This window comes from Bradyrhizobium embrapense (assembly GCF_001189235.2).
In the GTDB taxonomy this organism is placed as follows: domain Bacteria; phylum Pseudomonadota; class Alphaproteobacteria; order Rhizobiales; family Xanthobacteraceae; genus Bradyrhizobium; species Bradyrhizobium embrapense.
The window spans coordinates 375,653-401,090 of the sequence record NZ_LFIP02000003.1; the positions used below are offsets into that span (position 1 = coordinate 375,653).

Annotated in this window: 19 protein-coding genes and 1 pseudogene; 13 read left to right on the forward strand and 7 right to left on the reverse strand. The window is 65.5% G+C overall.

Features of this window, described 5'->3' with window-relative positions; genetic code table 11:
• The first annotated feature begins 9 nt into the window (after nucleotides 1–9).
• From murC to recN, 10 genes and pseudogenes are all read left to right on the forward strand, one after another.
• Entirely contained in the window at nucleotides 10–1,413 is a 1,404-nt protein-coding gene (gene murC / locus AKN83_RS15810) for a UDP-N-acetylmuramate--L-alanine ligase (RefSeq protein ID WP_050401727.1), read from the forward strand.
• A gap of 2 nt (nucleotides 1,414–1,415) precedes the next feature.
• The gene (murB, locus tag AKN83_RS15815; protein ID WP_063695415.1) at nucleotides 1,416–2,333 is read left to right on the forward strand and encodes a UDP-N-acetylmuramate dehydrogenase; all 918 of its coding nucleotides are present in this window, start codon (nucleotides 1,416–1,418) and stop codon (nucleotides 2,331–2,333) included.
• Nucleotides 2,333–3,319 carry a D-alanine--D-alanine ligase family protein gene (locus AKN83_RS15820; RefSeq protein WP_050401728.1) on the forward strand — a complete coding sequence of 329 codons (987 nt, stop codon included), beginning with the start codon at nucleotides 2,333–2,335 and terminating at the stop codon, nucleotides 3,317–3,319. Before murB ends, AKN83_RS15820 begins: the two co-directional genes overlap by 1 nt.
• A gap of 125 nt (nucleotides 3,320–3,444) precedes the next feature.
• Nucleotides 3,445–3,714 (forward strand): annotated as a pseudogene (locus tag AKN83_RS41205) (hypothetical protein); the annotation flags it as partial.
• Nucleotides 3,654–4,664 (forward strand): cell division protein FtsQ/DivIB, encoded by a 1,011-nt coding sequence (locus AKN83_RS15825; RefSeq protein WP_050401729.1) that lies wholly within the window; start codon nucleotides 3,654–3,656, stop codon nucleotides 4,662–4,664. The pseudogene AKN83_RS41205 and the gene AKN83_RS15825, both read left to right, overlap by 61 nt.
• Nucleotides 4,661–5,977 carry a cell division protein FtsA gene (ftsA, locus tag AKN83_RS15830; protein ID WP_050401730.1) on the forward strand — a complete coding sequence of 439 codons (1,317 nt, stop codon included), beginning with the start codon at nucleotides 4,661–4,663 and terminating at the stop codon, nucleotides 5,975–5,977. The genes AKN83_RS15825 and ftsA overlap by 4 nt, the downstream gene beginning before the upstream one ends.
• An 89-nt stretch (nucleotides 5,978–6,066) precedes the next feature.
• The gene (ftsZ, locus tag AKN83_RS15835) at nucleotides 6,067–7,851 is read left to right on the forward strand and encodes a cell division protein FtsZ (protein ID WP_063695364.1); all 1,785 of its coding nucleotides are present in this window, start codon (nucleotides 6,067–6,069) and stop codon (nucleotides 7,849–7,851) included.
• A 348-nt stretch (nucleotides 7,852–8,199) separates the two neighbouring features.
• Nucleotides 8,200–9,162: a UDP-3-O-acyl-N-acetylglucosamine deacetylase gene (gene lpxC / locus AKN83_RS15840; protein WP_050401941.1), complete on the forward strand. Its 963-nt coding sequence runs from the start codon at nucleotides 8,200–8,202 to the stop codon at nucleotides 9,160–9,162.
• A 253-nt stretch (nucleotides 9,163–9,415) separates the two neighbouring features.
• Nucleotides 9,416–10,324, forward strand: coding sequence for an outer membrane protein assembly factor BamD (locus tag AKN83_RS15845; RefSeq protein ID WP_050401940.1), 909 nt, complete (start codon nucleotides 9,416–9,418; stop codon nucleotides 10,322–10,324).
• 13 nt (nucleotides 10,325–10,337) lie between these two features.
• Complete coding sequence (gene recN, locus AKN83_RS15850) at nucleotides 10,338–12,008, forward strand: DNA repair protein RecN (protein WP_050401939.1); 1,671 nt, start codon at nucleotides 10,338–10,340, stop codon at nucleotides 12,006–12,008.
• Nucleotides 12,009–12,101: 93 nt separating this feature from the next.
• On the opposite strand, the gene AKN83_RS15855 is transcribed toward recN, so the two are convergent.
• Nucleotides 12,102–12,389 (reverse strand): GIY-YIG nuclease family protein, encoded by a 288-nt coding sequence (locus tag AKN83_RS15855; RefSeq protein WP_050401954.1) that lies wholly within the window; start codon nucleotides 12,387–12,389, stop codon nucleotides 12,102–12,104.
• Between the two features lie 84 nt (nucleotides 12,390–12,473).
• Here AKN83_RS15855 and ligA point away from each other — a divergent pair, with 84 nt between their 5' ends.
• Nucleotides 12,474–14,624, forward strand: a complete 2,151-nt coding sequence (ligA, locus tag AKN83_RS15860) for an NAD-dependent DNA ligase LigA (protein ID WP_050401938.1) — start codon at nucleotides 12,474–12,476, stop codon at nucleotides 14,622–14,624.
• Between the two features lie 164 nt (nucleotides 14,625–14,788).
• Here ligA and AKN83_RS15865 read toward each other — a convergent pair whose 3' ends face one another.
• A complete protein-coding gene (locus tag AKN83_RS15865) occupies nucleotides 14,789–16,066 on the reverse strand; it encodes a multidrug effflux MFS transporter (RefSeq protein ID WP_050401937.1) in 1,278 nt (425 codons plus the stop codon).
• Nucleotides 16,067–16,333: 267 nt separating this feature from the next.
• Nucleotides 16,334–18,163, reverse strand: a complete 1,830-nt coding sequence (locus tag AKN83_RS15870; RefSeq protein WP_050401936.1) for an aminopeptidase P family protein — start codon at nucleotides 18,161–18,163, stop codon at nucleotides 16,334–16,336.
• A gap of 188 nt (nucleotides 18,164–18,351) precedes the next feature.
• On the opposite strand from AKN83_RS15870, the gene AKN83_RS15875 reads away from it, so the two are divergent.
• Nucleotides 18,352–18,537, forward strand: coding sequence for a hypothetical protein (locus tag AKN83_RS15875; protein WP_050401935.1), 186 nt, complete (start codon nucleotides 18,352–18,354; stop codon nucleotides 18,535–18,537).
• An 18-nt stretch (nucleotides 18,538–18,555) separates the two neighbouring features.
• Here AKN83_RS15875 and AKN83_RS15880 read toward each other — a convergent pair whose 3' ends face one another.
• The 3 genes from AKN83_RS15880 to AKN83_RS15890 form a co-directional block, all read right to left on the reverse strand.
• The gene (locus tag AKN83_RS15880) at nucleotides 18,556–19,062 is read right to left on the reverse strand and encodes a hypothetical protein (RefSeq protein WP_050401934.1); all 507 of its coding nucleotides are present in this window, start codon (nucleotides 19,060–19,062) and stop codon (nucleotides 18,556–18,558) included.
• A gap of 6 nt (nucleotides 19,063–19,068) precedes the next feature.
• Nucleotides 19,069–19,956, reverse strand: a complete 888-nt coding sequence (locus AKN83_RS15885) for a 50S ribosomal protein L11 methyltransferase (RefSeq protein ID WP_050401933.1) — start codon at nucleotides 19,954–19,956, stop codon at nucleotides 19,069–19,071.
• 542 nt (nucleotides 19,957–20,498) lie between these two features.
• Nucleotides 20,499–22,100: a phytoene desaturase family protein gene (locus AKN83_RS15890; RefSeq protein WP_050401932.1), complete on the reverse strand. Its 1,602-nt coding sequence runs from the start codon at nucleotides 22,098–22,100 to the stop codon at nucleotides 20,499–20,501.
• Between the two features lie 180 nt (nucleotides 22,101–22,280).
• Between AKN83_RS15890 and AKN83_RS15895 the strand changes: the two genes are divergently transcribed.
• Nucleotides 22,281–24,545: a spermidine synthase gene (locus tag AKN83_RS15895; RefSeq protein ID WP_050401931.1), complete on the forward strand. Its 2,265-nt coding sequence runs from the start codon at nucleotides 22,281–22,283 to the stop codon at nucleotides 24,543–24,545.
• 25 nt (nucleotides 24,546–24,570) lie between these two features.
• On the opposite strand, the gene AKN83_RS15900 is transcribed toward AKN83_RS15895, so the two are convergent.
• Nucleotides 24,571–25,368, reverse strand: a complete 798-nt coding sequence (locus AKN83_RS15900) for a M23 family metallopeptidase (RefSeq protein WP_050401930.1) — start codon at nucleotides 25,366–25,368, stop codon at nucleotides 24,571–24,573.
• Between the last annotated feature and the right edge of the window lie 70 nt (nucleotides 25,369–25,438).

Consider the following 25,438-nt stretch of genomic DNA (forward strand, 5'->3'; position numbering starts at 1 on the left):
AGCACCAGCATGAGACTGCCGCGCGAGATCGGACCCATTCACTTCGTCGGGATCGGCGGCATCGGCATGAGCGGCATTGCCGAGGTGCTGATCAATCTCGGCTACACCGTGCAAGGCTCGGACGCGTCGGACAATTACAACCTCGACCGGCTGCGCAAGAAGGGCGCCAAGATCTCGGTCGGCCACGCCGCCGAGAATGTCGATGGCGCCGATGTCGTCGTGGTCTCGACCGCGATCAAGCGCGACAATCCCGAATTGATGGCGGCCCGCGCGCGGCGCATTCCCGTGGTGCGGCGGGCTGAGATGCTGGCCGAACTGATGCGGCTGAAGAGCTGCGTCGCGATCGCCGGCACCCATGGCAAGACCACCACGACCACGATGGTGGCGACCTTGCTGGACGCCGGCGGGCTCGATCCGACCGTGATCAATGGCGGGATCATCAATGCCTACGGCTCCAACGCGCGGCTCGGGGCCGGCGACTGGATGGTGGTGGAAGCCGACGAGAGCGACGGCACCTTCCTGAAGCTGCCGTCCGACGTCGTCATCGTCACCAATATCGATCCCGAGCATCTCGATCATTTCAAGACGTTCGAAGCGATCCAGGACGCGTTCCGCAATTTCGTCGAGAACGTTCCGTTCTACGGCTTTGCCGTGATGTGCACCGATCATCCGGTGGTGCAGACCCTGGTCGGCAAGATCGAGGATCGCCGCATCATCACCTACGGGCAGAATCCGCAGGCCGACGCGCAGCTGCTGGACCTGACGCCGATGGGCGGCGGCTCGAAATTCAGGGTCGCGATCCGCGATCGCAAGTCGGGCGCGACGCACGAGATCGCCGACATCATGCTGCCGATGCCGGGACGCCATAACGCGTCGAACGCGACGGCGGCGATCGCAGTCGCGCATCAGCTCGGCGTGTCCGACGATGTGATCCGCCAGGCGATGGCCGGCTTCGGCGGCGTGAAGCGACGCTTCACCAAGACCGGCGAGACCAACGGCATCACCGTGATCGACGATTACGGTCATCATCCGGTCGAGATCGCGGCCGTGCTGAAGGCGGCGCGCGAATCCACCAACGGCAAGATCGTCGCCGTCGTGCAGCCGCATCGCTACACCCGCCTGCAGTCGCTGTTCGAGGAGTTCTGCACCTGCTTCAACGACGCCGATGCGGTCGTGGTTGCGGAGGTCTATCCGGCCGGCGAGACGCCGATCGCAGGCATCGACCGCGACCATTTTGCCGCCGGCCTGCGCGCCCACGGCCATCGCAACGTTGTGCCGCTGCCTGACGCCGGTGAGCTCGCGAAGATCGTGCACGGCCTCACCAAGTCCGGCGATCTCGTGGTCTGTCTCGGCGCCGGCAACATCACGCAATGGGCCTACGCACTGCCCGGCGAATTGAAGGCGCTGGGGTGATCGTGACCTTCCCGGACATCACGCCCGACCTGAAAGCCGCGATGCCGGAGTTGCGCGGGCGGCTGCTGGCGAACCAGTCGATGGCGGAGCTGACCTGGTTTCGCGTCGGCGGTCCGGCGCAGGTGCTGTTCACGCCGGCCGATGAGGATGATCTCGCCTATTTCCTGAAGCGCCTGCCGCAGGAATTGCCGGTCTATGTCGTCGGCGTCGGCTCCAACCTGATCGTGCGCGATGGCGGCATGCCTGGCGTCGTGATCCGGCTCGCGCCGCGCGCATTCGGCGAGACCAGTGCGGCTGGCGATGTCGTCACCGCCGGTGCCGCAGCGCTAGACAAGCGCGTCGCCGAGACGGCGGCGGCGGCTGATATCGGCGGCATGGAATTCTTGTTCGGGATTCCCGGCACGGTCGGCGGCGCGCTGCGCATGAATGCCGGCGCCAATGGCGGAGAGACCAAGGACGTGCTGATCGAGGCCACCGGCATCGGCCGTGACGGCACGAAGCACATGTTCGGCAATGCGGATATGAAGTTCGTCTATCGCAACTCCGGCGTCGATCCGTCGATCGTGTTCACATCGGCGCGCTTCCGCGGCAGGATCACCGATGCGGATGCGATCCGCACCCGCATGAACGAGGTGCAGACCCATCGCGAGACCGCGCAGCCGATCCGCGAAAAGACTGGCGGTTCGACGTTCAAGAACCCGCCGGGCAACAGCGCCTGGAAACTGATCGACGCTGCCGGCTGCCGTGGCCTCAAGGTCGGCGGCGCGCAGGTGTCGGAGATGCACTGCAATTTCCTGATCAACACCGGTAACGCCACCGGGCATGACATCGAGACGCTCGGCGAGACGGTGCGGGAACGGGTCAAGCAGGCCAGCGGAATTGAGCTGCACTGGGAAATCAAGCGGATCGGGAAGAGCTGATGCAGGTGACCATTCTGTTCGGCGGCACCAACAAGGAGCGGCTGGTCTCGGTGGCGAGCGCGCAGGCGCTGCATCGCGCGCTGCCCGATGCGGAACTCTGGTTCTGGGACGTCGACGATACCGTGCATGCGGTGACGTCCGAACAGCTGCTCGGCCACACGCGGCCCTTCGAGCTCGACTTCAAGCCCGATGGTCGCGGCATCGCGCTGGACCAGGCGCTCGACAAAGCCAGCGTCGAGCAGCGCGTGCTGGTGCTCGGCCTGCACGGTGGCCGCGCGGAGAACGGCGAGTTGCAGGCGATGTGCGAGATGCGCGGCGTCGCGTTCACCGGCTCCGGCTCGGCGTCGTCGCATCTGGCGTTCGACAAGCCTTCGGCGAAGCGCTTCGCCGCGATCGCGGGCCTCAACGCGCCGCAGGGCATCACCGTCGACGAGATCGACGATGCCTTCGCGAAGCACGGCAGACTGATCGCAAAGCCCGCCAAGGACGGTTCGAGCTACGGGCTGATCTTCGTCAACGCGAAACAGGACCTCGTCGCAGTCCGCAATGCGGCGAAGCATGAAGACTATCTGATCGAGCCGTTCGTATCGGGCGTCGAGGCGACCTGCGGCGTGCTCGAGCAATCCGACGGCACGGTGTTCGCGCTGCCGCCGATCGAGATCGTGCCGGCGGAGGGGGGCTTCGACTACACAGCCAAATATCTCCTGAAGTCGACCCAGGAGATCTGTCCCGGCCGCTTCGCGCCCGAGGTCAGCGCTGCGATCATGGATCATGCGTTGCGGGCGCACCGCGCATTGTCCTGCACCGGCTACTCGCGCAGCGATTTCATCGTGTCGGCCACTGGCCCGGTCTACCTCGAGACCAACACGCTGCCCGGCCTCACCGCGGCATCCCTTTACCCTAAGGCCTTGAAAGCACAGGGCATCGGCTTTGGCCACTTCCTGGCCGACCAGATCGAGCTCGGCCGCCGCCGCGCCAGGCGTTAAGGCCGATCGGGTGGGGAACCTGCACGAGTCGGCCGCATGGAACCCGGCGCTGTTGCCAAAATGCTAACGGGTTCGCGGCAAAGTACTCAAAGCGTTGATCAAAATACACCTTAGGCTGAACTCCTTTACCATTTGTTTACCAGGAAGCCCGAAGGTTAACGCTGGCGGCGCATGTAGCGCTTGGCTGCCGGGGCGTGAGCTGTCGCGGATTACCGCTTCGAGGATCGCAACCAGGGAACAGGGGGCCACTCTAATCCCACCGGTCTAGCCGAGACGACACGTGTGCCGGGACCCCGCAGGGTTTGCGGGCGCAAACATGTGACGAGCTCGTGCAATGGATGGTGCAGGACGCCTCACCCGATCGCTGCGATCGCTGGGGCCTCAAGCTGACCTGAGAGCAGCCGCTATTGGAGCGGCGGTGCTGCTGCGCGAGTATGTCGGCGCCCATCTCGCGCGCCGCCGCCGGCGTCCCGCCGGGCGGCCGCAGGTCATCATCGATCGCGAGCCGCCGAACCGCTACATCCTGCTGCTCGAACGCTATCTGCCGCGCCGCATCGGCCTGGTCGCGACGCTCGCGATCCTGTTCGGCAGCCTGGGCTTCGGCATCGTCAGGGGCGGCCATCTCGAGGAGTTCACCACCGCGCTCAGCGATACCCGCAATGCGCTGGCCAATTCCGCGGGCTTCCGGATCACCACTGTCGGTATCAACGGCCGCAAGCAGCTGAGCCAGGACGAGGTGCTTGCGATCGGCGGCGTCAACGGCCGCTCCTCGCTGCTGTTCCTCGACGCCGATACCGTGCGCGCCAAGCTGAAGGCCAATCCCTGGATCGCCGACGCCACGATCCTGAAACTCTATCCGGGCCGGCTGCAGATCGACATCGTCGAGCGCACCGCCTTCGCGTTGTGGCAGCAGAACGGCCGCCTGTCGGTGATCGCCTCCGACGGCGCGGTGCTCGAGCCCTATGTCACGCGCCGCTTCCTCAATCTGCCGCTGGTGGTAGGCAAGGGTGCCGATGTCAGGGCGCAGGACTTCCTGGCACTGCTCGATCGTTACCCGCAGGTGCGTTCGGTGACCAAGGCCGCGATCTTCGTCGGCGAGCGGCGCTGGAACCTGCGCCTCAAGGACGGCCTCGACGTCCGCCTGCCCGAGAACGACGTCGGCAACGCGCTGGCCGCGCTCTCCAAGCTCGACAAGGACGAAAAGCTGTTCTCGCGCGACATCGTCGCCGTCGACATGCGTCTGCCCGATCGGCTGGTCGTGCAACTGTCCGAGGAAGCCGGCAAGGCGCGGGACGAATTGTTCAAGGACAAGAAGTCCAAGAAGAAGCCGGGTGACTCCGCATGACCGGCCTCGACCGCAATCTGACCCCGAAGACCCGGCCGATGCCGAAGCGCACCGCGATGGTGGCTTCGCTCGACATCGGCTCCAGCAAGATCGCCTGCATGATCGCGCGGCTCAAGCCGTCGCCGCCGAACGAGGCGCTGCGCGGCCGCACCCATGCGGTCGAATTGATCGGCTACAGCCAGATCCAGTCGCGCGGCGTCAAGGCCGGCGCAGTGGTCGATCTCGCCGAATGCGAGAAGGCAGTGCGCCATGCCGTGGCGCTGGCCGAGCGCATGGCCAAGGTCCGCGTCGAATCCGTCCTGCTGTCGGTCTCCGGCGGCCGGCTGCATGGCCAGTTGGTTGAAGCCGCGGCCGATATCCACGGCGGCTCGGTGACCGCGGACGATATCAGCCGCGTCACCTCGGCCGGCATGCGCCACGCCGCCGGCGCCGGCCGCACCGTGCTGCACGCGCTGCCGGTCGGTTACGCGCTCGACGGCGTCAAGGGCATCCGCGATCCCAGAGGCATGGTGGCGCGCCAGTTCGGCGTCGACATGAATGTGGTGACGTCGGACGCGACGGTCGCCAAGAACCTGATGCTGGTGGTCGAGCGCTGCCATCTCAACGTCGAAGCCATGGCGTCGAGCCCGTATGTCGCGGGCCTGTCGGTGCTGACTGATGACGAGGCCGATCTCGGCGCCGCCGTCGTCGAGATGGGCGCGGGCTCGACGACGATCGCGACCTACTCCGGCGGCCGCCTCGTGCACGCATCCGGATTTGCGCTCGGCGGGCAACACATCACCATGGATCTTGCGCGCGGCATCGGCGCGTGCATTGCGGATGCCGAGCGAATCAAGACTTTATACGGCACGGTGCTGACCGGCGGTTCGGACTCGCGCGAGCTGATGTCCGTTCCCACTGCAGGCGACGATCGGGACACTCCGCAAATCGTGTCCCGCGCCACGATCGCCAACATCGTCCGGCATCGCGCCGAGGAGATTTTTGAAATGGTCCGTGACCGGCTCGCGGATTCTCCCTTTGCGGCAGAGCCGAGGGCGCGCGTCGTATTGAGCGGCGGCGCCTCGCAGCTCACCGGCACCGTCGAGCTTGCCACCCGTATCCTGAACCGTCAGGTCCGCATCGGCCGCCCGCTCGGCTTCGGCCGGCTGCCGAACGAGGCCAAGGGCGCCTCGTTCTCGGTGCCGACGGGTCTCTTGGTCTATCCGCAATACGCACATCTTGAACATGTCGAACCGCGGCGCACGCGGCAGCTCAGGACAGGGACAGACGGTTACTTCGGAAAGGTCGGACGATGGCTTCGCGAGGGCTTCTGATGACCGCACCCCGGCTCATTGCATTTTCACCAGCTCCTGCGGCCAGCGGCCGGGACGAACCAACGCGCGCATAATCGAGAGAGGCAACCATGGCACTCAATCTGACACCCCCTGACATCAGCGAGCTGAAACCGCGGATCACCGTCTTCGGCGTCGGCGGCGCGGGTGGTAATGCCGTCAACAACATGATCACCGCCGGGTTGCAGGGCGTCGATTTCGTCGTCGCCAACACCGACGCGCAGGCGCTGACCATGTCGAAGGCGCAGCGCATCATCCAGATGGGCACCCAGGTCACCCAGGGGCTCGGCGCCGGATCGCAGCCCGATGTCGGCGCTGCGGCCGCGCAGGAGGTCATGGACGAGCTGCGCGATCACCTGACCGGCGCCAACATGGTGTTCGTTACCGCCGGCATGGGCGGCGGCACCGGCACGGGTGCTGCGCCCGTGATCGCCAAGGCCGCTCGCGAGATGGGGATCCTCACCGTCGGCGTGGTGACGAAGCCGTTCCACTTCGAGGGTCAGCGCCGCATGCGTACCGCCGAGCACGGCATCTCCGAGCTCCACAAGGTGGTCGACACGCTGCTGATCATCCCGAACCAGAACCTGTTCCGGGTCGCCAACGAGAAGACCACCTTCGCCGACGCGTTCGCGATGGCCGACCAGGTGCTGTACTCGGGCGTCGCCTGCATCACCGACCTGATGGTCAAGGAAGGCCTGATCAACCTCGACTTCGCCGACGTCCGCGCCGTGATGCGGGAAATGGGCAAGGCGATGATGGGCACCGGCGAGGCCACCGGCGAGAAGCGTGCGCTGACCGCCGCCGAAGCTGCGATCGCCAACCCGCTGATCGACGACAGCTCGATGAAGGGTGCCCGCGGCCTGTTGATCTCGATCACGGGCGGCAAGGACCTCACGCTGTTCGAGGTCGACGAAGCGGCAACCCGCATCCGCGAAGAAGTCGATGCCGACGCCAACATCATCGTCGGCGCCACCTTCGACGAATCGCTCGACGGCATCATTCGCGTCTCGGTGGTCGCAACCGGTATCGAGCAGGCCGCGATCGCTTCCCGCGCCCAGGCGCCGGCGCAGCAGTCGGGCGGCTCGCCCGAGAGCCGGCTGGCCGATCTGACCGCCCGCCTGCGTGCCGACAACCAGCGCATGGCCGAGCGTGCCCAGAAGGTCGAGCCGCCGACGGGCGTGACGGTTGCTCCGATTGCCGCTTCCGCCGCACCCCAGCAGCGTCCGGCCGTCGAGCGCGCAGCGCTCGCGGCAATCGCTGCCGCGGTCGCCCCGGACAGCGCACCGGCGCAGGCGCCGATGCAGCCGGCCTCCTACGGTGACGTCACCGTGCGGCCGATCGCCCAGAAGCCGACGTTGTTCCCGGACCACGAGGCGGCCCGTGCCGAGCAGCACGAGCCGATGCCGCCCGAGACCTTCATCCCGCAGGCGGCGGAGCGGTCGCCGGTCCGTGCCCCGCGGATGCCGAAGTTCGAGGATCTACCGATGCCAGCACAGGCGGAGATCCGCCAGGCCAGCGGCGACGGCGAGGCAGAGCACCCGCAGAAGACCCGGCTGTCGCTGCTGCAGCGGCTGGCCAATGTCGGCCTCGGGCGCCGCGACGAAGAGACCGAGCCGCCGATCGCGGCCCGTGCCTCGGGTCCGGCGATGCCGACGATGCCGCCGCTGCCCGAGCGCAAGCCGGCCCGCAGCGTTGCCCAGCAGATATCTGCGAACGAATCGCCGGTATCGGAGTATGCGAAGCGCCCGGCGCCGCAGGGACTGGACGCCCATGGCCGCCAGGCGCCTGTTGCCCCGGCGCCACAGGGTGACGACCATCTTGATATCCCGGCCTTCCTGCGCCGGCAGGCAAACTGAAGTTTGTTACAACTTTGACGACGAACAAGGCCCCGGCGGGGAACCGCCGGGGCCTCTTTCTTTTCGCGGGCAGGGGCTGCGCTTCGCAAACAAGCAACTGATTTTAAATGATTAATTATTCTTTCGGTGATCAGATGATCGCTCGCCGAGGCCGTTTTCGCTGCTGCAATTTGGTTAACCTTGGGCGCGAATGCGGCAGAGGTGGGGTAACAATCGGTAAACAAGCGTGAGTTGGCGCGGTTTAGGGCAATCACTATGGTCTGCCGGGACTTGGGGAGCTCAAGCGAGTCGGCCTTGGGGAAGTTTGGCCACTTGAATTGAGTGAAGTCGGGTAGTGGGCATTATCGAATGAAGTTCAGCCGTCAGACAACGCTTCGGTCGCAAGCCACCGTGACTGGCGTAGGCGTTCATTCCGGTCTTCCTGTTAGTCTCACGCTGGGACCTGCACCTGTTGATGCGGGTTTTATTTTTGTCCGCACCGGTCTCGACGGTGCCGACCGCGAAATTACCGCCACCGCCGACGCCGTTATCGCAACTGAGTTTGCGACGGTGCTGGGTGACCGTGAAGGGCCGCTGGTTTCGACCGCGGAGCATGTTCTCGCCGCGCTGCGCGGCATGGGCGTCGACAACGCCACGATCGAGGTCGACGGAGCCGAAGTTCCGATCATGGACGGTAGCGCTGCGGCGTTCGTCGCGGCCATCGACCAGGCCGGCATAGTGACCCAGCCCGCGGTCCGCCGCTTTATCCAGGTGCTGAAGCCGGTGCAGGTCAAGATCGGCGATGCGATGGGCGAGCTGCGTCCGTTCGCCGGCGGGTTCCGGGCCGAAGTCGAAATCAATTTCGCCAACAAGGTGATCGGTCATCAGACCTACGCCTTCGATCTGTCGCCGGAAGGCTTCCGCCGCGAAGTCGCGCGAGCCCGTACCTTCGGCTGCATGAATGACGTGGCGCGGCTGTGGGGCGCTGGCTTCGCGCTCGGCGCCTCCTTCGACAACACGGTGGTGTTCGACGAGGCCCGTCTGCTCAACGCCGAGGGCCTGCGCTACGCCGACGAGTGCGCTCGCCACAAGGTGCTCGACGTGATTGGCGATCTCGCGCTGGCCGGCCTGCCGCTGCTCGGCAGCTACCGTTCGGTCCGTGGCGGCCACAAGCTCAACAACGCAGTGCTGAAGGCGCTGCTCGCCGACCGCGGCGCCTGGCGCGTGGTCGAATCGGAGACCGCCCGGCGCCCGGTCCGCGGCCATGTCGAAGCCGGTGCCAGCGCGGTGGGGGGCCTCGTCGCCCCGGCCTACGGTCCGGACGTGTCCTGATCGCCGCAGGCGGTCAGCCCGATTTCCGTAATAGCCACAGCAGGCTGTAAGCTTCCCTGGGTCGCCTTATTCCCGGCGGATTGGCTCCCTATTCGGTTGGTCGACGGTCATTTTTCGGTTAAAGAGGCCCGCGGCTGCCTTGGTACGGGCGCCAACGGCGCGAGAGATCGAGAGATATTGCATCCATGATTGCGGTTCATGGGTGGAGTGGGGTCGCCGTTAACCGCATCAAAGGCGTCAGGTTTTACAATCCATGTCGGCAATGCGTATGGCGCTCGAACAACGCAATTCTTCTGACGTCTCCGGCCTGACCAAGGCCGTGCGCACGCTGCGTTTCGCCGCGGGCCTGATCGTGCTGGCATTGCCGCTCTCGGGCTGCGGCACCGGCGCGCTGTGGGACAAGTTCATGGCCAAGGACGATACCTTCGTCGATGAGCCCGCGGACAAGCTCTACAATGAGGGCTTGTACATGATGAACGAGAAGAAGGATCTGAAGGCCGCTTCGAAGAAGTTCGAGGAAGTCGACCGTCAGCATCCCTATTCGGACTGGGCGCGCAAGTCGCTCCTGATGTCGGCCTATTCGTATTACCAGGCGGGCGACTACGATAGTTGCATCGGGTCGGCCACCCGCTACGTCACGCTGCATCCCGGCAGCCCGGACGCCGCTTACGCCCAATACCTGATCGCGGCATCGCATTTCGACCAGATCCCGGACATCTCGCGCGACCAGAGCCGCACCGAGAAGGCCATCGCAGCGCTCGAAGAGGTGGTGCGCAAATATCCGACCTCGGAATACGCCACCCAGGCCAAGGTCAAGATTCAGGCTGCGCGCGACCAACTCGCCGGCAAGGAAATGGCGGTCGGGCGCTATTACATCGAGAAGCGCGACTTCACCGCCGCGATCAACCGCTTCAAGACCGTGGTCACGCAGTACCAGACCACCCGCCACGTCGAAGAGGCGCTCTACCGGCTCACCGAGGCCTATATGGCGATCGGCATCGCCGGCGAGGCGCAGACCGCCGCCGCGGTGCTTGGCCACAATTTTCCGGACAGCCGCTGGTACAAGGACGCGTATAATCTAGTAAAGTCCGGCGGTCTCGAGCCGAGCGAGAATCAGGGATCCTGGATCAGCAGGACCTTCAAGAAGATAGGTCTCGGCTAGGAATTGTCCTCGCATGCTGGCCCGTCTGTCGATCCGTGACATCGTCCTGATCGAACGGCTCGATATCGAATTTTCCCGTGGTCTGGCGGTGCTGACCGGCGAAACCGGTGCCGGCAAATCCATCCTGCTCGATGCCTTTGCGCTGGCGCTCGGCGGCCGCGGCGATGCCGGACTGGTGCGCCATGGCGCCGAGCAGGGCCAGGTCACCGCCACGTTCGATGTCCCCAAGGGGCACCCGGCCGCAAAAATCCTCGCCGAAAACGGCCTCGACGACACCGGTGAGATGATCCTGCGCCGCGTGCAACTCGCCGACGGCCGCACCCGCGCCTTCATTAACGACCAGGCGATCAGCGTGCAGACCCTGAAGGCGGTCGGCGCGGTCCTGGTCGAGATCCACGGCCAGCACGATGAGCGTGCTCTGGTCGACGCCTCCACCCATCGCCAGCTGCTCGACGCCTTCGCCGGACACGAGAAGGACGTCGCGGCGCTGGAGGCGCTGTGGGAGATCAGGCGGACCGCGAGCACCGCGCTCGAAGAACATCGCGCAGGCATGGAGCGCGCCGCGCGCGAGGCCGACTATCTGCGCCATGCCTCGCAGGAGCTGAAGACGCTGGCGCCGAAGGAGGGCGAGGAGACCGAGCTCGCCAACCGCCGCACCACCATGATGCAGGGCGAGAAGGTCGCGACCGATCTGCGCGAGGCGCAGGAGGCGATCGGCGGCTCGCATTCGCCGGTGTCGGCCCTGTCGGCTGCGGTACGGCGGCTGGAGCGGCGCGCCGCCAATGCACCCAGCCTGATCGAGCCGGCCGTGAAGGCGATCGATGTCGCGATCAACGCGCTGGAAGAGGCAGACCAGCATCTCCACGCGGCGCTGGCGGCGACCGATTTCGATCCGGCCGAGCTCGAGCGAATCGAGGAGCGGCTGTTCGCGCTGCGCGCCGCCTCGCGCAAATATTCGACGCCGGTCGATCTGCTGGCGGCGCTGGCGGCGCAATATGCCGGTGACGTCGCGCTGATCGATGCCGGCGCCGATCAGCTGAAGAAGCTGGAAGCGGCCGCCGCTGAGGCCGACAAGCGCTATGCTGCCGCGGCGGCAAAGCTGTCGGCAGCGCGCACCAAGGCGGCCGAGAAGCTCAACAAGGCCGTCAATGCCGAACTCGCGCCGCTCAAGCTCGAGCGTGCGAAATTCATGACCCAGGTCGAGCCCAATGCCGCCGCGCCGGGACCGCAGGGCATCGACCGCGTCGAGTTTTGGGTCCAGACCAATCCGGGCACCAAGCCGGGGCCGATGATGAAGGTCGCCTCCGGCGGCGAGTTGTCGCGCTTCCTCCTGGCGCTGAAGGTGGTGCTGGCCGATCGCGGCTCGGCGCCCACCTTGGTGTTCGACGAAATCGACACTGGCGTCGGCGGCGCCGTGGCGGACGCGATCGGCTCGCGGCTGGCGCGTCTCGCCGGCAAGGTCCAGGTGATGGCGGTGACGCATGCGCCGCAGGTCGCAGCCCGGGCCAGCCAGCATCTTTTGATCTCCAAGGATGCGCTCGACAAGGGCAAGCGGGTCGCCACCCGCGTCAACGCGCTCGCCGCCGACCACCGCCGCGAGGAGATCGCGCGCATGCTGGCCGGCGCCGAGATCACCGCGGAGGCGAGGGCTGCGGCGGAACGGCTGCTCAGGGCGGCGAGTTAGTTGTTCACTGTCATTCCGGGGCGATGCGAAGCATCGAACCCGGAATCTCGAGATTCCGGGTTCATCGCTGCGCGATGCCCCGGAATGACGACCTCAGATACAGATCGACTCGTACAAGTCATTCCACTGCGGGTTGGTCGCTTCGATCAGCTCGATTTTCCAGGCCCGCTTCCACTTCTTCAGCTCTTTCTCACGCGTTATGGCTGAGATCGGATCATCGTAGATTTCGAACCATACGAGCTGCGTGATGTTGCATTTGGATGTGAAGCTTGGGACGGCCTTCACTCGATGTTCGTAGATCCGCCGCACGAGATCGTTGGTGATCCCAACATAGATTGCCCCGTCTCGTCGACTTGCTAGAATGTACACGTAGTACGACATGAGCCTCATTTCCCACACTGTCATTCCGGGTTCGGCCCTGACGGACCGCCCTGGAATGACGGAAAACTATAGCGCCCCCGTCGCATGGCCAAAGCAGCAATAAAGAAAACACCCCCCGACGTCGACAAGCTCACCAAGGCCCAGGCCAAGGTCGAGTTGATGCGCCTTGCGCTCGAGCTCGAAGGCCACGACAAGCGCTACTACCAGGACGACGCACCCAGCGTCACCGATGCCGAATACGATGCGCTGCGGCAGCGCTACAACGCGATCGAGAAGCGCTTCCCCGAATTCGTCACCGCGGAATCGCCGTCGCAGAAGGTCGGCGCCGCGCCGTCAGGGCGCTTCAAGAAGGTCCGCCATTCCGTCCCGATGCTGTCGCTCGACAATGCATTCGCGGAAGCCGACGTAGTCGACTTCGTCGGACGCATCACGCGCTTTCTCAAGCTGCCGGATGACAGGATCGATTTCTCGGCCGAGCCGAAGATCGATGGCCTCTCGATGTCGCTGCGCTACGAGGGCGGCGAACTCCTTACCGCAGCGACGCGCGGCGACGGCGCTGAAGGCGAGGACGTCACCGCCAACATCCGTACGCTGCAGGATGTCCCGCAGAAGCTGAAGGGCCGCAACGTGCCCGATATCTGCGAGGTGCGCGGCGAGGTCTACATGACCAAGAAGGCGTTCCTCGCGCTCAACGAGAGGCAGAAAGCCGCCGGGGACACCATCTTCGCCAATCCGCGCAATTCGGCGGCCGGCTCGCTGCGGCAGAAGGATCCCGGCATCACCGCCTCGCGGCCGCTCGGCTTCTTTGCCTATGCCTGGGGCGAGATGAGCGGGATGCCGGAGGATACGCAGACCGGCATGATCCACTGGTTCGAGCGCTGCGGCTTCAAGACCAATCCGCTGACCAAGCTGTGCCACTCGGTCGAGGAATTGATCGCGTTCCACCGCAAGATCGAGGAGCAGCGCGCCGAGCTCGATTACGACATCGATGGCGTCGTCTACAAGGTCGATCGCATCGACTGGCAGGAGCGGCTCGGCTTCGTGTCGCGCACGCCGCGCTGGGCGATCGCGCACAAATTCCCGGCCGAGCGCGCCATGACCGTGTTGCGCGACATCGAGATCCAGGTCGGACGCACCGGCTCGTTCACGCCGGTTGGCAAGCTCGAGCCGGTCGGCGTCGGCGGCGTGATCGTGCAGAACGTCACGCTGCACAATGAGGACTACATCAAGGGCATCGGCAACAAAGGCGAGGTGCTGCGCGAGGGGCGCGACATCAGGATCGGCGACACCGTTGTGATCCAGCGCGCCGGCGACGTGATCCCGCAGGTCGTCGACGTCGTGATCGACAAGCGGCCGAAGAGCGCGAAGGAATTCCACTTCCCGAAGAAGTGCCCGTGCCCGCTGCACACCGACGTGGTGCGCGAGGAGACCGCGACCGGCGAGGAGGGCTCGCGGCTGCGCTGCAGCGGCGAGTTCGCCTGTCCGTTCCAGAAGGTCGAGCACCTGATTCTGTTCGTGTCGCGCCGTGCCTTCGACATCGACGGCCTCGGCGTCAAGCAGCTGCAATATTTCTTCGACCAGGGTTGGGTCAGGGAGCCGGCCGACATCTTCACGCTGCCGAAGCGCAACGCCAAGCTGAAGCTCGAGGAGATCGAAGGCTATGGCGAGACCTCGGTGCGCAACCTGTTCGCCGCGATCGACAGCCGCCGCAAGATCGGGCTGGAGCGCTTCATCTACGCGCTCGGCATGCGCCATGTCGGCGAGACCACCGCGCTGGCGCTGGCGCGCGGCTACGGCTCATGGAACGCGTTCCACGACGCCTGCCTCAGGGTCGCCAAGGGCGACGAGGAGGCGATCGCGGAGATGGATGCGCTCGACCAGATCGGCGACACCGTGATCAAGAGCATCGCTGACTATTTCGGCGAGAGCCACAACCGCGGCATCGTCGAGCGGCTGACCGGGGAGCTCGACGAGATCGTCGACGCCGAGAAGCCGAAGAGCAATTCGGTGGTGGCCGGCAAGACCGTGGTGTTCACCGGCTCGCTCGAAAAGATGACCCGCGACGAGGCCAAGGCAACCGCCGAGCGGTTAGGGGCCAAGGCTGCGGGCTCGGTGTCGAAGAAGACCGACTATGTCGTCGCCGGGCCGGGCGCCGGCTCGAAGCTCGCTGAGGCGCAGAAGCACGGCGTGCAGGTGCTGACCGAGGACGAGTGGCTGAAGCTGATCGGGGAGTAGGCGCGGCCGCGCCGCATTCTCCACTGTCGTCCTCCGCGAAAGCGGGGACCAGGATTCCAGAGGCAGTTATTGTTGAGCCGATAGGTCGCGGCGTACTGGATCCCCCGCATGCGCGGGGGATGACGACAGGAGAGTGGAGCGCAGCGCTCCTCACGCCATACGCCTCACATCATCCCTTGTTCATCCTCTTCGGCCTGCGCGATCAGCTCTTCGCTCACCACCAAGTTCCGCCGCGGCACCACGAAGATCATGGTGCAGGCGCAGGCGATCGAGATCGCGAAGAGAGCCGATGTCAGCGGCAGCGTCGTGGTCGAGTGGCCGCCGAGATAGGCACCGAATTGCGAGATCAGCGCGCCGATGCCCTGCTGCAGGAAGCCCATGGCGCCGGACGCGGTGCCGGCGGCCTCGGGGCGGATGCTGATGGCACCTGCGGCGGAGTTGGCCATCACGAAGGCATTGGCGACCATCACGATCATCTGGGTTCCGAACAGCCAGAGCGGCGCCTGGTTTGCTCCAGTGAAACTCCAGATCAGGTTCAAGAGACTGCCGCCGACCTGCAGCGCGAGGCCGAACCAGATCAGTTTCTCCAGCGAGTGCCGCGGCGCGAACCGCACGCACAACAGATTGCCGACGAAGTAGCCGAACCCGGTCATCGCGAACCACGCGCCGTATTCGGCGCTGCTGCGACCCATCTGGGTGACGACGATATAGGGACCGCCGCCGGCGAAGGCGAAGATGATCTGCGACGCCAGCACCTGGCACAGCAGGTAGCCGACGAAGGCGCGGCTGCGCATCAGCTTGCCGAGGTCGCCGCGGAAGCTGGAGCTGTCGGCGCGGTCGCGGCGGGTTTCGGGTAGCGCCAGCGCGATGAAGATCGTCACGGCCAGCGACGCCGCGGTGATGAAATAGAGGATCGCGCGCCAGCCGAATGTGGTCTCCAAAAGGCCGCCGGTGAGCGGGCTCACCATTTGCGCGATCATCAGCGCGGCGACGACGAGGCTGATCATGGCGCCGACCCGCTCGCGCGGGTAGAGATCGCGGATGATGGCGCGGCTAATCACCATGCCGCTGGCGCCGCCAAGCGCCTGGAAGAAGCGCGCGGCGATCAGCTGCGGCAGGGTCTCGGCGAACACGGAGCCGATGCCGGCCACCACCATCAGGCCGAGGCCCGACAGCAGCACCGGGCGGCGGCCGAATTTGTCGGACAGCGGCCCCATGATCAGCTGCGACAGCGCGATGCCGACCATGTAGAGCGACACGGTCATCTGCGCGATGGAAATGTCGCGGCCGAACGTGGTCGCCAGCACCGGCAGCGCCGGGACCAGCATGTAGAGCGAGATCGGCGCGACGCCCGTCATCACGACCAGCATCAGCAGCATGCCCTTCGATGTCGCGATGTTATTTGTAGCCGCGCCTGGCGGCTTGCCCATCACGCCGTGCATTCAGGTCTGATCCAGCATTGTGCAATGACTGTAGCGTGCCCGTTCGCGCGGAATACGCGTGTTTCGGCATACGCCCATGCATTCGGGCGACGTTTCGCCTCACGCAACAACAATCACCGCTGTCCTCCTCCGCGAAAGCGGGGGACCCAGTATTCCAGAGACAGACGTGTTTGAACCGATGGGCGCCGGCGTACTGGATCCCCCGCTTTCGCGGAGGACGACACCGAGTGCGGCGGTGACCCCGATTGTGCGGATGCTTGCGCGGCGCTACGTCAGCGTCGCCGTCGCCTCGTCGAGCCAGAGCTTGGTGGCGTTGTCGTCGAGATGCGGGCGCACCACGCGCGCGACGCGGGCGTGGTAGTCGTTGAGCCAGCTCAATTCGCCGTCGCTCAGCATGCCGACCTCGATCAGGCGGCGGTCGATCGGCGCCAGGGTCAGGGTCTCGAATGCGTTGACCGGCTTCTCGGCGCCGGCAATGTCGGTGCCGATCACGAGCTCGAGGTTCTCGATCCTTATGCCGTAGGCGTCGGTCTTGTAGTAGCCCGGCTCGTTGGACAGGATCATGCCGCGCTTCAGCGGCGTGGTGCCGAGCTTGGAAATCCGCGCCGGGCCCTCATGGACGCTGAGATAGCTGCCGACGCCGTGGCCGGTGCCGTGTTCGAAATCGATCCCGGCCTGCCAGAGATATTGCCGCGCGAAGCTGTCGAGCTGCGCGCCGGTGGTGCCGTCGGGGAAGATCGCGCGGGCGATCGCGATATGGCCGCGCAGCACGCGGGTGAAGCGGTCGCGCATCTCGTCGGTCGGCTTGCCGATCGCGATGGTGCGGGTGACGTCGGTGGTGCCGTCCTCATATTGCGCGCCGGAATCGATCAGCAGGAGGTCGCCGGGCGCGATGCGGCGGTTGCTCTTGCGCGTCACGCGATAATGCACGATGGCGCCGTTGGGCCCGGTGCCGGCGATGGTCGGGAATGAGACGTCCTTCAGCGCGCCGGTCTGGCGGCGGAAGGTCTCCAAAGCCTCGACGGTGTCGATCTCGGTGAGGTGGCCGGAGGGCGCCTCGCGGTCGATCCAGGCGAGGAAGCGCGTCAGCGCCACCGCGTCGCGCCGATGCGCCGTCCGCGTGCCGTCGATCTCGGTGAGGTTCTTGACCGCCTTCAGCAGGCTGACCGGATCGTTGCCGCGCACCGGCTTGCCGCCAGCGCCGGAGATCAGGCGGCTCAACGCGTCGGCCGCGGTCGCGCTGTCGAGTGCGATCGAGGCGCCGCGTTTGGCGAGCTCGGTCAGTTTTGGCGTCAGCGCGGCCGGCTCCTCGACATCGGCGGACTGTTCGAGATGGTCGCGGGTCGCATTGGACAGCTTGCGGTGATCGATGAACACCAGCGGCCGGCCTTCCTTCGGCACCAGCGCGTAGGACAGCGGCAGCGGCGTGTGCGAGACGTCGGCGCCGCGGATGTTGAAGGTCCAGGCCACCGCGTGGCTGTCGGAGAGCACCAGCGCATCGACTCCGAGCTTGCTGATCTCGAGCCGGATGCGCTTCAGCTTCTCGGCCTCGATCTCACCGGAAAACTGCGTGCCGTGGATCGCAACCGGGCCGAGCGGCGGGGCCGGCCGTTCGTGCCAGACCGTATCGATCGGGTTGCCGTCGACGGCGATCAGCTCGGCGCCGGCCTTGGCGCAGGCCGCGGCCAGCCGTTCGGCTGCCGCAGAAGTGTGCAGCCAGGGGTCAAATCCTAGGCGGTCGCCGGCCGCCAGGTGCCGGGTCAGCCAGTGCTCCGGTGGCGGCTCGACCAGCGGCTCGACCTGCCAGGCCTTGCGATCGACCTGCTTGCCGGCCTGCAGCGTGTAGCGCCCGTCGACGAACAGGGCGGCTTCCTTGCTCAGCACGACCGCGAGCCCGGCCGATCCGGTGAAGCCGGTCAGCCAGGCGAGCCGCTCCTCGGACGCCGCAACATACTCATTCTGCTGCTGATCGGCACGCGGAACCACAAACCCGGTCAGCTTGCGCCGCGCCAGTTCCTCGCGCAGCGCGCTCAAGCGTGCGGTCAGCGCCACGCCGCCTTCGGGCTCTTCGAACGTTTGGAAATGGGCTTCGAACATCGCCGTCGCACTCTCTTCGGATGCAGCATGAGCTTGTTGCCAACGCACGCAAGGCATGACCACATTTTTGGCATTACTTGTGCTTGAAACATGGCATAGTAGAAATGACCTGACGATGTCCACCGTCGTTGGTCAAGCGTACGGGGAGTGTCCAGGAGTGTCTCAACTCAACGGTGAGGAGAAGCACGATGCCTGCATTCACGTTTGAGAAGATCTCGCCGCCGGTCCCCCGCGGCCCGATCCCTCCGATCGAGCAGAAGCAACGTGGCGTCATCGTGCAGATGCTCGACCGTTTGGTCGAGGCACGGGCCAGGCGTGCAGCCGGTCAGGACAAGGTCGAGACGCCCGGCCGCGATTCCCTCGCGCCGAAATAGCCAACCCGCAGATTCCGCTTACCGCGCGAGGTCCGATGCCTTCGCCACGGTCACGTTGACGACTTTGGTGCCTTCGAGCTCGCGCACGATCCGCTCGTCAGGGCCGACGATGCCCAGATCGAATTCGCGCTCCGCCGTCAGCAGCGTCATGCGCTGGCCGGCGATGACGACGACGGTCATGTCGAGTGTCTCGCCGGATTTTGCCCATTCCCTGAGGTCGTTGCGAAACGGTTGCCTGCGCCAGGCATCGGGGAAGCCCGGATCGCATCTGACCTCGAGGCCGTCGTCCGACGTGGTCAGGACGAGCTTCGATCGGGAGGGCTTCCAGTGCTCCTCCAAGAGTTCGTTGACCAGCCAGACGCAGCTGAACGAGCGGCATTCCGCCGGCCGGCCTGGATAGATCTGGCAGCCGCGTCCGGGCCTGCAATGCGGGCACCATTTGTCGGCGGGCTTCGCCAGCTCCTCGATCGCCATCACCTTGCAGCAGAGCGTGCAGTCGCCGCACTGTCTGCCGGTCGCGGTCATTTCATCTCACCTTACCGAGTGCAGCAGCAGGCTGCTCCAGCCCTCGATCTTCAGATGCCGCAGCGGCACCAGCCCTCGGGCGCGATAGGCGGCAATGACCGCCGGCGCCTGATGGGTCAGCAAGCCCGAGAGGATGACCTGCGCGGACGGAGCGAGGTGCAGCGCCATCGGTCCCGCCAGCTGACGCAGCGGATTGGCGAGGATGTTGGCGAGCACCAGATCGAACGGCCCGTCCTCGGCAAACCGCGGCGACGCAAAGCCGGTGGCACGGATCACATCCACCAGATGTCCTGCCCCGTTCAGCCGGGCGTTCTCCTCGGCGACCTTGACCGACGGCGGGTCGATATCGCTCGCCAGCACCTTGCGATGCTGCGCCTTGGCGGCGGCAATCCCCAGCACGCCGGTCCCGGTGCCGAGATCGAGCACCCGGCGTGGCTGATAGGCTTTCAGCACATGGTCGAGCAGCAGCAGGCAGCCGCGCGTGGTGCCGTGATGGCCGGTCCCGAAGGCGAGCGCCGCCTCGATCTCGATCCCTAGCTTGTTTGGCGGTAACCTGTACCGGTCATGCTGGCCGTGGACGATGAACCGGCCGGCCGCGACCGGGACCAGATCCTCCAGGCTGGCCTTGACCCAGTCCTTTGCCTCGACCGTATCAAATACCAAAGTCGATGCGACGTCCTGCCGCGACACCACCTGACCAATGAGCTCGCGCAGCGAGGCCTGGTCCGGCGCCTCGGCAAAGTGGACGGTGACGTCCCAGCGGCCGTCTGGCCGCTCGAAGGCCGCAAAAGCCGCCTGATCCTCGAAATACAGCTCGGAAAGCGCGTCGACCACGCGCTTTGCGGTCGATTCGTCCGGAAGGGTGATGCTGGCGCGGTGTGTGGACGGGGTCATTGGAGGCCGGTAGCGCGGTTTTTGTTAAAATTTCAAGCCGCATTCAGTCGAATATCGCGAGAATTGATAGGTTCCCGGTTCAAGCAACTTTAGATTTCACCATAGTAGTACCGGTTCCGGAACCGGGAACTCCCTGTTCCAAGAGATCACAACCAAGGGCAGGGCAGCCATTGCGACCGGTATCGCCATCGCGATCATCGCTGCGGTGAACGGCGTCGGCTCGAACCTGAGCGGGACGTTCAACACGGTCGCCAGCTCGCTCAAGTAATTTCGCAGACGGCGTTCTCGAGCAAGCACCGGGCAATGAGGCCCGGTGTTTTCTTTTTGACAGATTGTCCACAGCTCCTCACGTAGCCTGTCCACAAGACATCCAGCGCGTCGTCCTGGGGTTGTCGGCCTCCGTTCCACAGGTAGTCCACCGCGAGATTCACTGATTGTCCCCGCCAAGGGACACCAGGTCTGCCTCCAGTCGACCACAGCTTCTCAACAGATCTGTCCACAGCTTGCCACGTCATCGGCGCGCGCCCGATGCGCCGTCCGTTCTATGCGAACAGCGCGCGATGGTCGGCGAGCACGGCTCGCGCGGCGTTGTGGCCGGGGGCGCCGGTGACCCCGCCGCCGGGATGGGCGCCGGAACCGCAATGGTAGAGACCGCGGAGCGGTCCGCGGTAGTCGGCGTGGCCGAGCATCGGACGCGCCGAGAACAGCTGGTTCAGCGTCAGCGCGCCGTGAAAGATGTCGCCGCCGAGCAGGCCGAACTGCCGCTCAAGGTCGAGCGGCGACAGGATCTGGCGGCCGACCACACTGCCTGCGAAGCCGGGGGCGTAGCGATCGACGGTCGCGATCATGAGGTCAGCGACCTCTTCGCGATGGTCGTCCCATGATTTGCCATCGGGCAATTGCGGCGCGACGTGCTGGCAGAACAGGCTCGCGACGTGCTGGCCCGGCGGGCTCAAACCGTCGTCGAGCGTCGAGGGGATCAGCACCTCGACGACGGGCGCGCGGCTCCAGCCGAGCTCGCGCGCATCGCGCCAGGCGCGATCCATGTAGCCGAGACCGGGCGCGATGATGATGCCGGCGGTGAGGTGATCGCCCGGGCCGGGCAGCGCCGTGAACGAGGGCAGGGAATCAAGTGCCACATTCATCCTGAACGTGCCGGAGCCGTTCTGCCATCGCGCGATGCGCGTGCGGAATTCGCTCGCCAGTGCGCCCGCCGGCACCAGGCGCGTGTAGAGCAGCTTCGGGTTGACGTTGGAGACGACATATTTGGCGCGTACCGTCTCGCCATTGTCGAGGATGACGCCGGTGGCGCGATCCTTCTCGACGATCACCTCGCGGACACCGGCATCGGTTCCGATCTCGACGCCATGGCTGCGCGCGGCGTGCGCCATCGCCAGGGTGATCGCGCCCATGCCCCCGATCGCGTGGCCCCAGACACCCTTCTTGCCGTTCACCTCGCCGAACGCATGGTGCAGCATCACATAGGCCGAGCCGGCCGCGTAGGGGCTGGCGTAATTGCCGACGATGGCGTCGAAGCCGAACAGCGCCTTGACGAGGTCGTTCTCGAAGCGCTCGTCGAGCATCTCGCCCGCCGAGCGTGTGAACAGGTCGAGCAGATTGCGCTGCTGCTCGAGCGACAGCCGCCGCAGGATGTTGGCGGTGCCGAGCGCGTTGAAGGCTTCACTCATCGCGCCGAGGCCAAAACCCTCGACCAGGTTCGGCGGCGCGCGCAGCACGAATTGGCGTAGCACATCGGCGATGGCTTCGAGTTCGCCCGAGAACACGCCGATTGTGTTTGCATCCCGCTGGCTGAGTTTCGCCACCGACCGCCGGGTGCGGCCTTCGCCGGTCAGCAGATAACTGCCGTCGGGTGCGGGGAGGAAGTTCTGCGCGCGACGCTCGACGATCCTGAGGCCGTGATCGGCAAGCTTCAGGTCGGAGATGATCTGCGGGTTGAGCAGGCTCACCGTGTAGGCGGCGACCGAATTGCGGAAGCCCGGACAAAACTCTTCGGTGACGGCGGCGCCGCCGACCACCTTGCGGCGCTCCACGACCCTGACCTTGAGCCCGGCCATCGCGAGATAGGCCGCGCAGGTGAGGCCGTTGTGCCCCGCACCGATGATGACGACGTCTGTTTCGTTCATGTCCGCTTCAAGAAGCAGTGATTAGAGCATGTGCTGTGGCGCCGCAGCGCCGCGTCGTCAAGTCCGCGTGACCGCGGTTTCTTGTCCGCGATACTGCCGTATGATCAAATTCAAATCCTCCGGTGCGGTGCCGCCGGACCGTCCGCCTCCGGCGCCCGCCGGGACCATGCCGGAGCTTTCATGACATCTGAGCCGTCCGCCTCGCGAAACCGGCTGGTGCTGGTTGTCTACACCGCGGCGATCTTCGTCAGCGCGTTGTTGCTGTTCTCGGTGCAGCCGCTGTTTACCAAGATGGTGCTGCCGCGGCTCGGCGGCTCGCCGGCAGTGTGGTCGGTGGCGATGGTGTTCTTTCAGTCGCTGCTGCTCGCCGGCTACGCCTATGCGCATCTCCTGATGAAGCTGAACGGCCGTGTGGTGCCGGTCGTGGTGCATCTGGTGCTGCTCGTCGTCGCGCTGCTGACATTGCCGCTGTCGATCAAAAGCGGCTGGGGCGAGCCGCCGACCTCGGGCTACGCGGTCTGGCTGCTCGGCCTGTTCGCGGTCTCGATCGGCCTGCCGTTCTTCGCGCTCGCCGCCAACAATCCGCTGCTGCAGGCCTGGTTCGTGCGCACCGGACACCCCAACGGCCCCGACCCGTATTTTCTCTATGCGTCCTCGAACATCGGCAGCTTCCTGGCGCTATTGTCCTATCCGGTGCTGCTCGAGCCGATGTTCACATTGCGCACCCAGAATCTCATCTGGACCGGCGGCTATGGGCTGCTGATCGTTCTGATCGCAGGGTGCGGCGTGCTGCTGTTGCGCTCGCCGGCCTATGCCGCCGCGCTCAATATGCAGGTCGATGATGTCGATGCGCCGGCGCCGTCCTGGCCGCGACGGGCGCGCTGGATCTTCCTGGCTGCCGTGCCGTCGGGCCTCCTGATCGCGGTGACGGCGCACATCTCGACCGACGTCGCGGCCGCGCCCTTGCTCTGGGTGCTGCCGCTGTCGCTGTATCTGTTGACCTGGGTACTGGTGTTCCAGTCGCGGCCGCTGCTGCCGCACAAATGGATGCTGCTGGCGCAGCCGCTGGCGATCGCCGGCGTCGTGATCCTGCTCGCGGTCGGCGGCGAGCAGAACCTGCTGCTCACGCTCGGTGGTCATCAGCTCTGCTTCTTCATCATTGCGATGGCCTGCCATGGCGAGCTCGCGCGTACCCGCCCTGCGGCGAAATATCTCACCGGCTTCTATGTCGCGCTGTCGTTCGGCGGCATGGTCGGCGGCCTGTTCGCAGGGCTGATCGCACCGTTCACCTTCTCATGGATCGCCGAATATCCGATCCTGCTGGCGCTCGCGGCGTTGTGCCGTCCGCCCGGCGGCGCGGAGCGGCTGCCGCGCTGGAGCGCCTGGTACTGGCCGTTCCTCGCGGTGCTCGCGGTGGCGCTGATCGCGCCGAGCTATTCGGCTGGCGACATCTTCAACTGGCTCGACGACCACCGGGTGTGGGTGATAGGCGCAGTCGGCGTGCTCTCGGCGCTGCTCGCGCTCGCACTGAACGCCAATCGCTGGAAGATCTTCGCCACCGTGGTCGTCGCGCTGGTGGTGCTGCGCGCCTATCCATCCGACGACGGCCGCGTCGAGACCGTGCGCAGCTTCTTCGGCGTGCACAAGATCGTGGTGACGCCGAACGGGCAGTACCACGTGCTGATGCACGGCACCACGATCCATGGTGCCGAAAAGTTCAAGAACGATGACGGCACGCCGGTCAGCGGAAGGCCGGAGCCGATCAGCTATTATCACAAGGATGGCGGCATCGGCCGGGCGATATCAGCGATCCGCGAGCGCAAGGGCGCGCCGCTGAAAGTGGCTGTCATCGGTCTCGGCTCGGGGACGCTGACTTGTGCATCGGCCCCCGGCGAGGACTGGCGCTTCTTCGAGATCGACCAGTCGATGGTCGATACCGCGCGCGACCCGAAATACTTCACCTACATCCAGAACTGCGAGCCGGACCTCAAGCCCGTCATCGGTGATGCGCGGCTGACCTTCGCCAAGGAGCCGAACGGCGTCTACGATCTCATCATCGTCGACGCCTATTCGTCGGATGCGATCCCGATCCACCTCGCAACCGAGGAGGCGATGGCGATCTACAAGGAGAAGCTGGCGCCGCAGGGCGCGGTCGTGATGCACGTCTCCAACCGGCATCTCGAACTCGCCAGCGTCGTGGTCGGCATTGCCGACGCCAACGACATGAAGAGCTGGGTCTACAGCGAGGATTCCGGCCGCGACAACGAGTACATCTTCTCGACCTCGGTCGTGGTCTCAGCGCGCGAGGAGGCCGATGTCGGCAAGCTCGCATCGTCAGATGTCTGGACCGAGACCGACGCCGACGAGAAGCAGCGGGTCTGGACCGACGACTATTCGAACGTGCTGGGCGCGGTCTACCGCCGCCTGCGCGACGGGGAGCAATAGACGTGAGCAGTCGCCCGACGAACTTCTAGTCCCACCGGGACGACAATCGCCGAATCGCTGGCCTGTCGCCGAAGCGATCGGCGAACGAGCCGGCCTCGTCATCGGGTACATAGGAGGCGGGCGGTGTACCGGGCGTCGCGCTTTGGGGCAAACCGGGTCCTCGCACGCCTTGCTGCTGCAAGTATTCCTCGAGCATGCCGGCCAATCCACGGGGCGCGCTCACCTGACCATCCGACGATGCCGGTCGCCAGTCGCCGAAGCGTTCGGCGAACGACGTCCCGCGATCCAGTTGAGACAATCCGAACTGATGAAGCGGAGAGGCTGAGATCAGCGGACCGCGGCGGCTTCCGAACGCCAGCGCGTCGTTCGTATCGTTTGGTCCGACCATGGCGCGGCCCGCCGCCAGTGTCTCGTTCGGGTAATGGATGGCCGTGTCGAACGTGTCCGGATTGTCCGTATGCGGTTCGTCAACATTGAACCCGATGCTCCCGGTGCCCTTGGCGTTCAGCCTGTCCGGCTTCTCGAGCGGCTTAATGACAGAATAGTGCAAATGGTTCCCTTTCGAGAACTTGCCAGTGCCGCCGACGCGACCGACAATGTCACCGGGCCAGACGCGATCGCCCATGCGTACCTGAGGGGGCTCATCCATATGTGCATAGAGTCCGTAGCCGTTCGTCGTCTTCACGATGACCGTGTTTCCGTAACCCTCGTTGAAGCCCGAATAAACGACCTCGCCGGGGGTTTGAGCCGGAATTGGGGTTCCATGGGGCGCAGCGTAATCGACGCCAGCGTGGAATTTCTCCACGTGCAATACGGGGTGCATCCGCGGCGCATAATCGGAGTTTCCGCTTGAACGGTCGCGGCGGCCTTGGAGGAACGTAGGGACGATATCG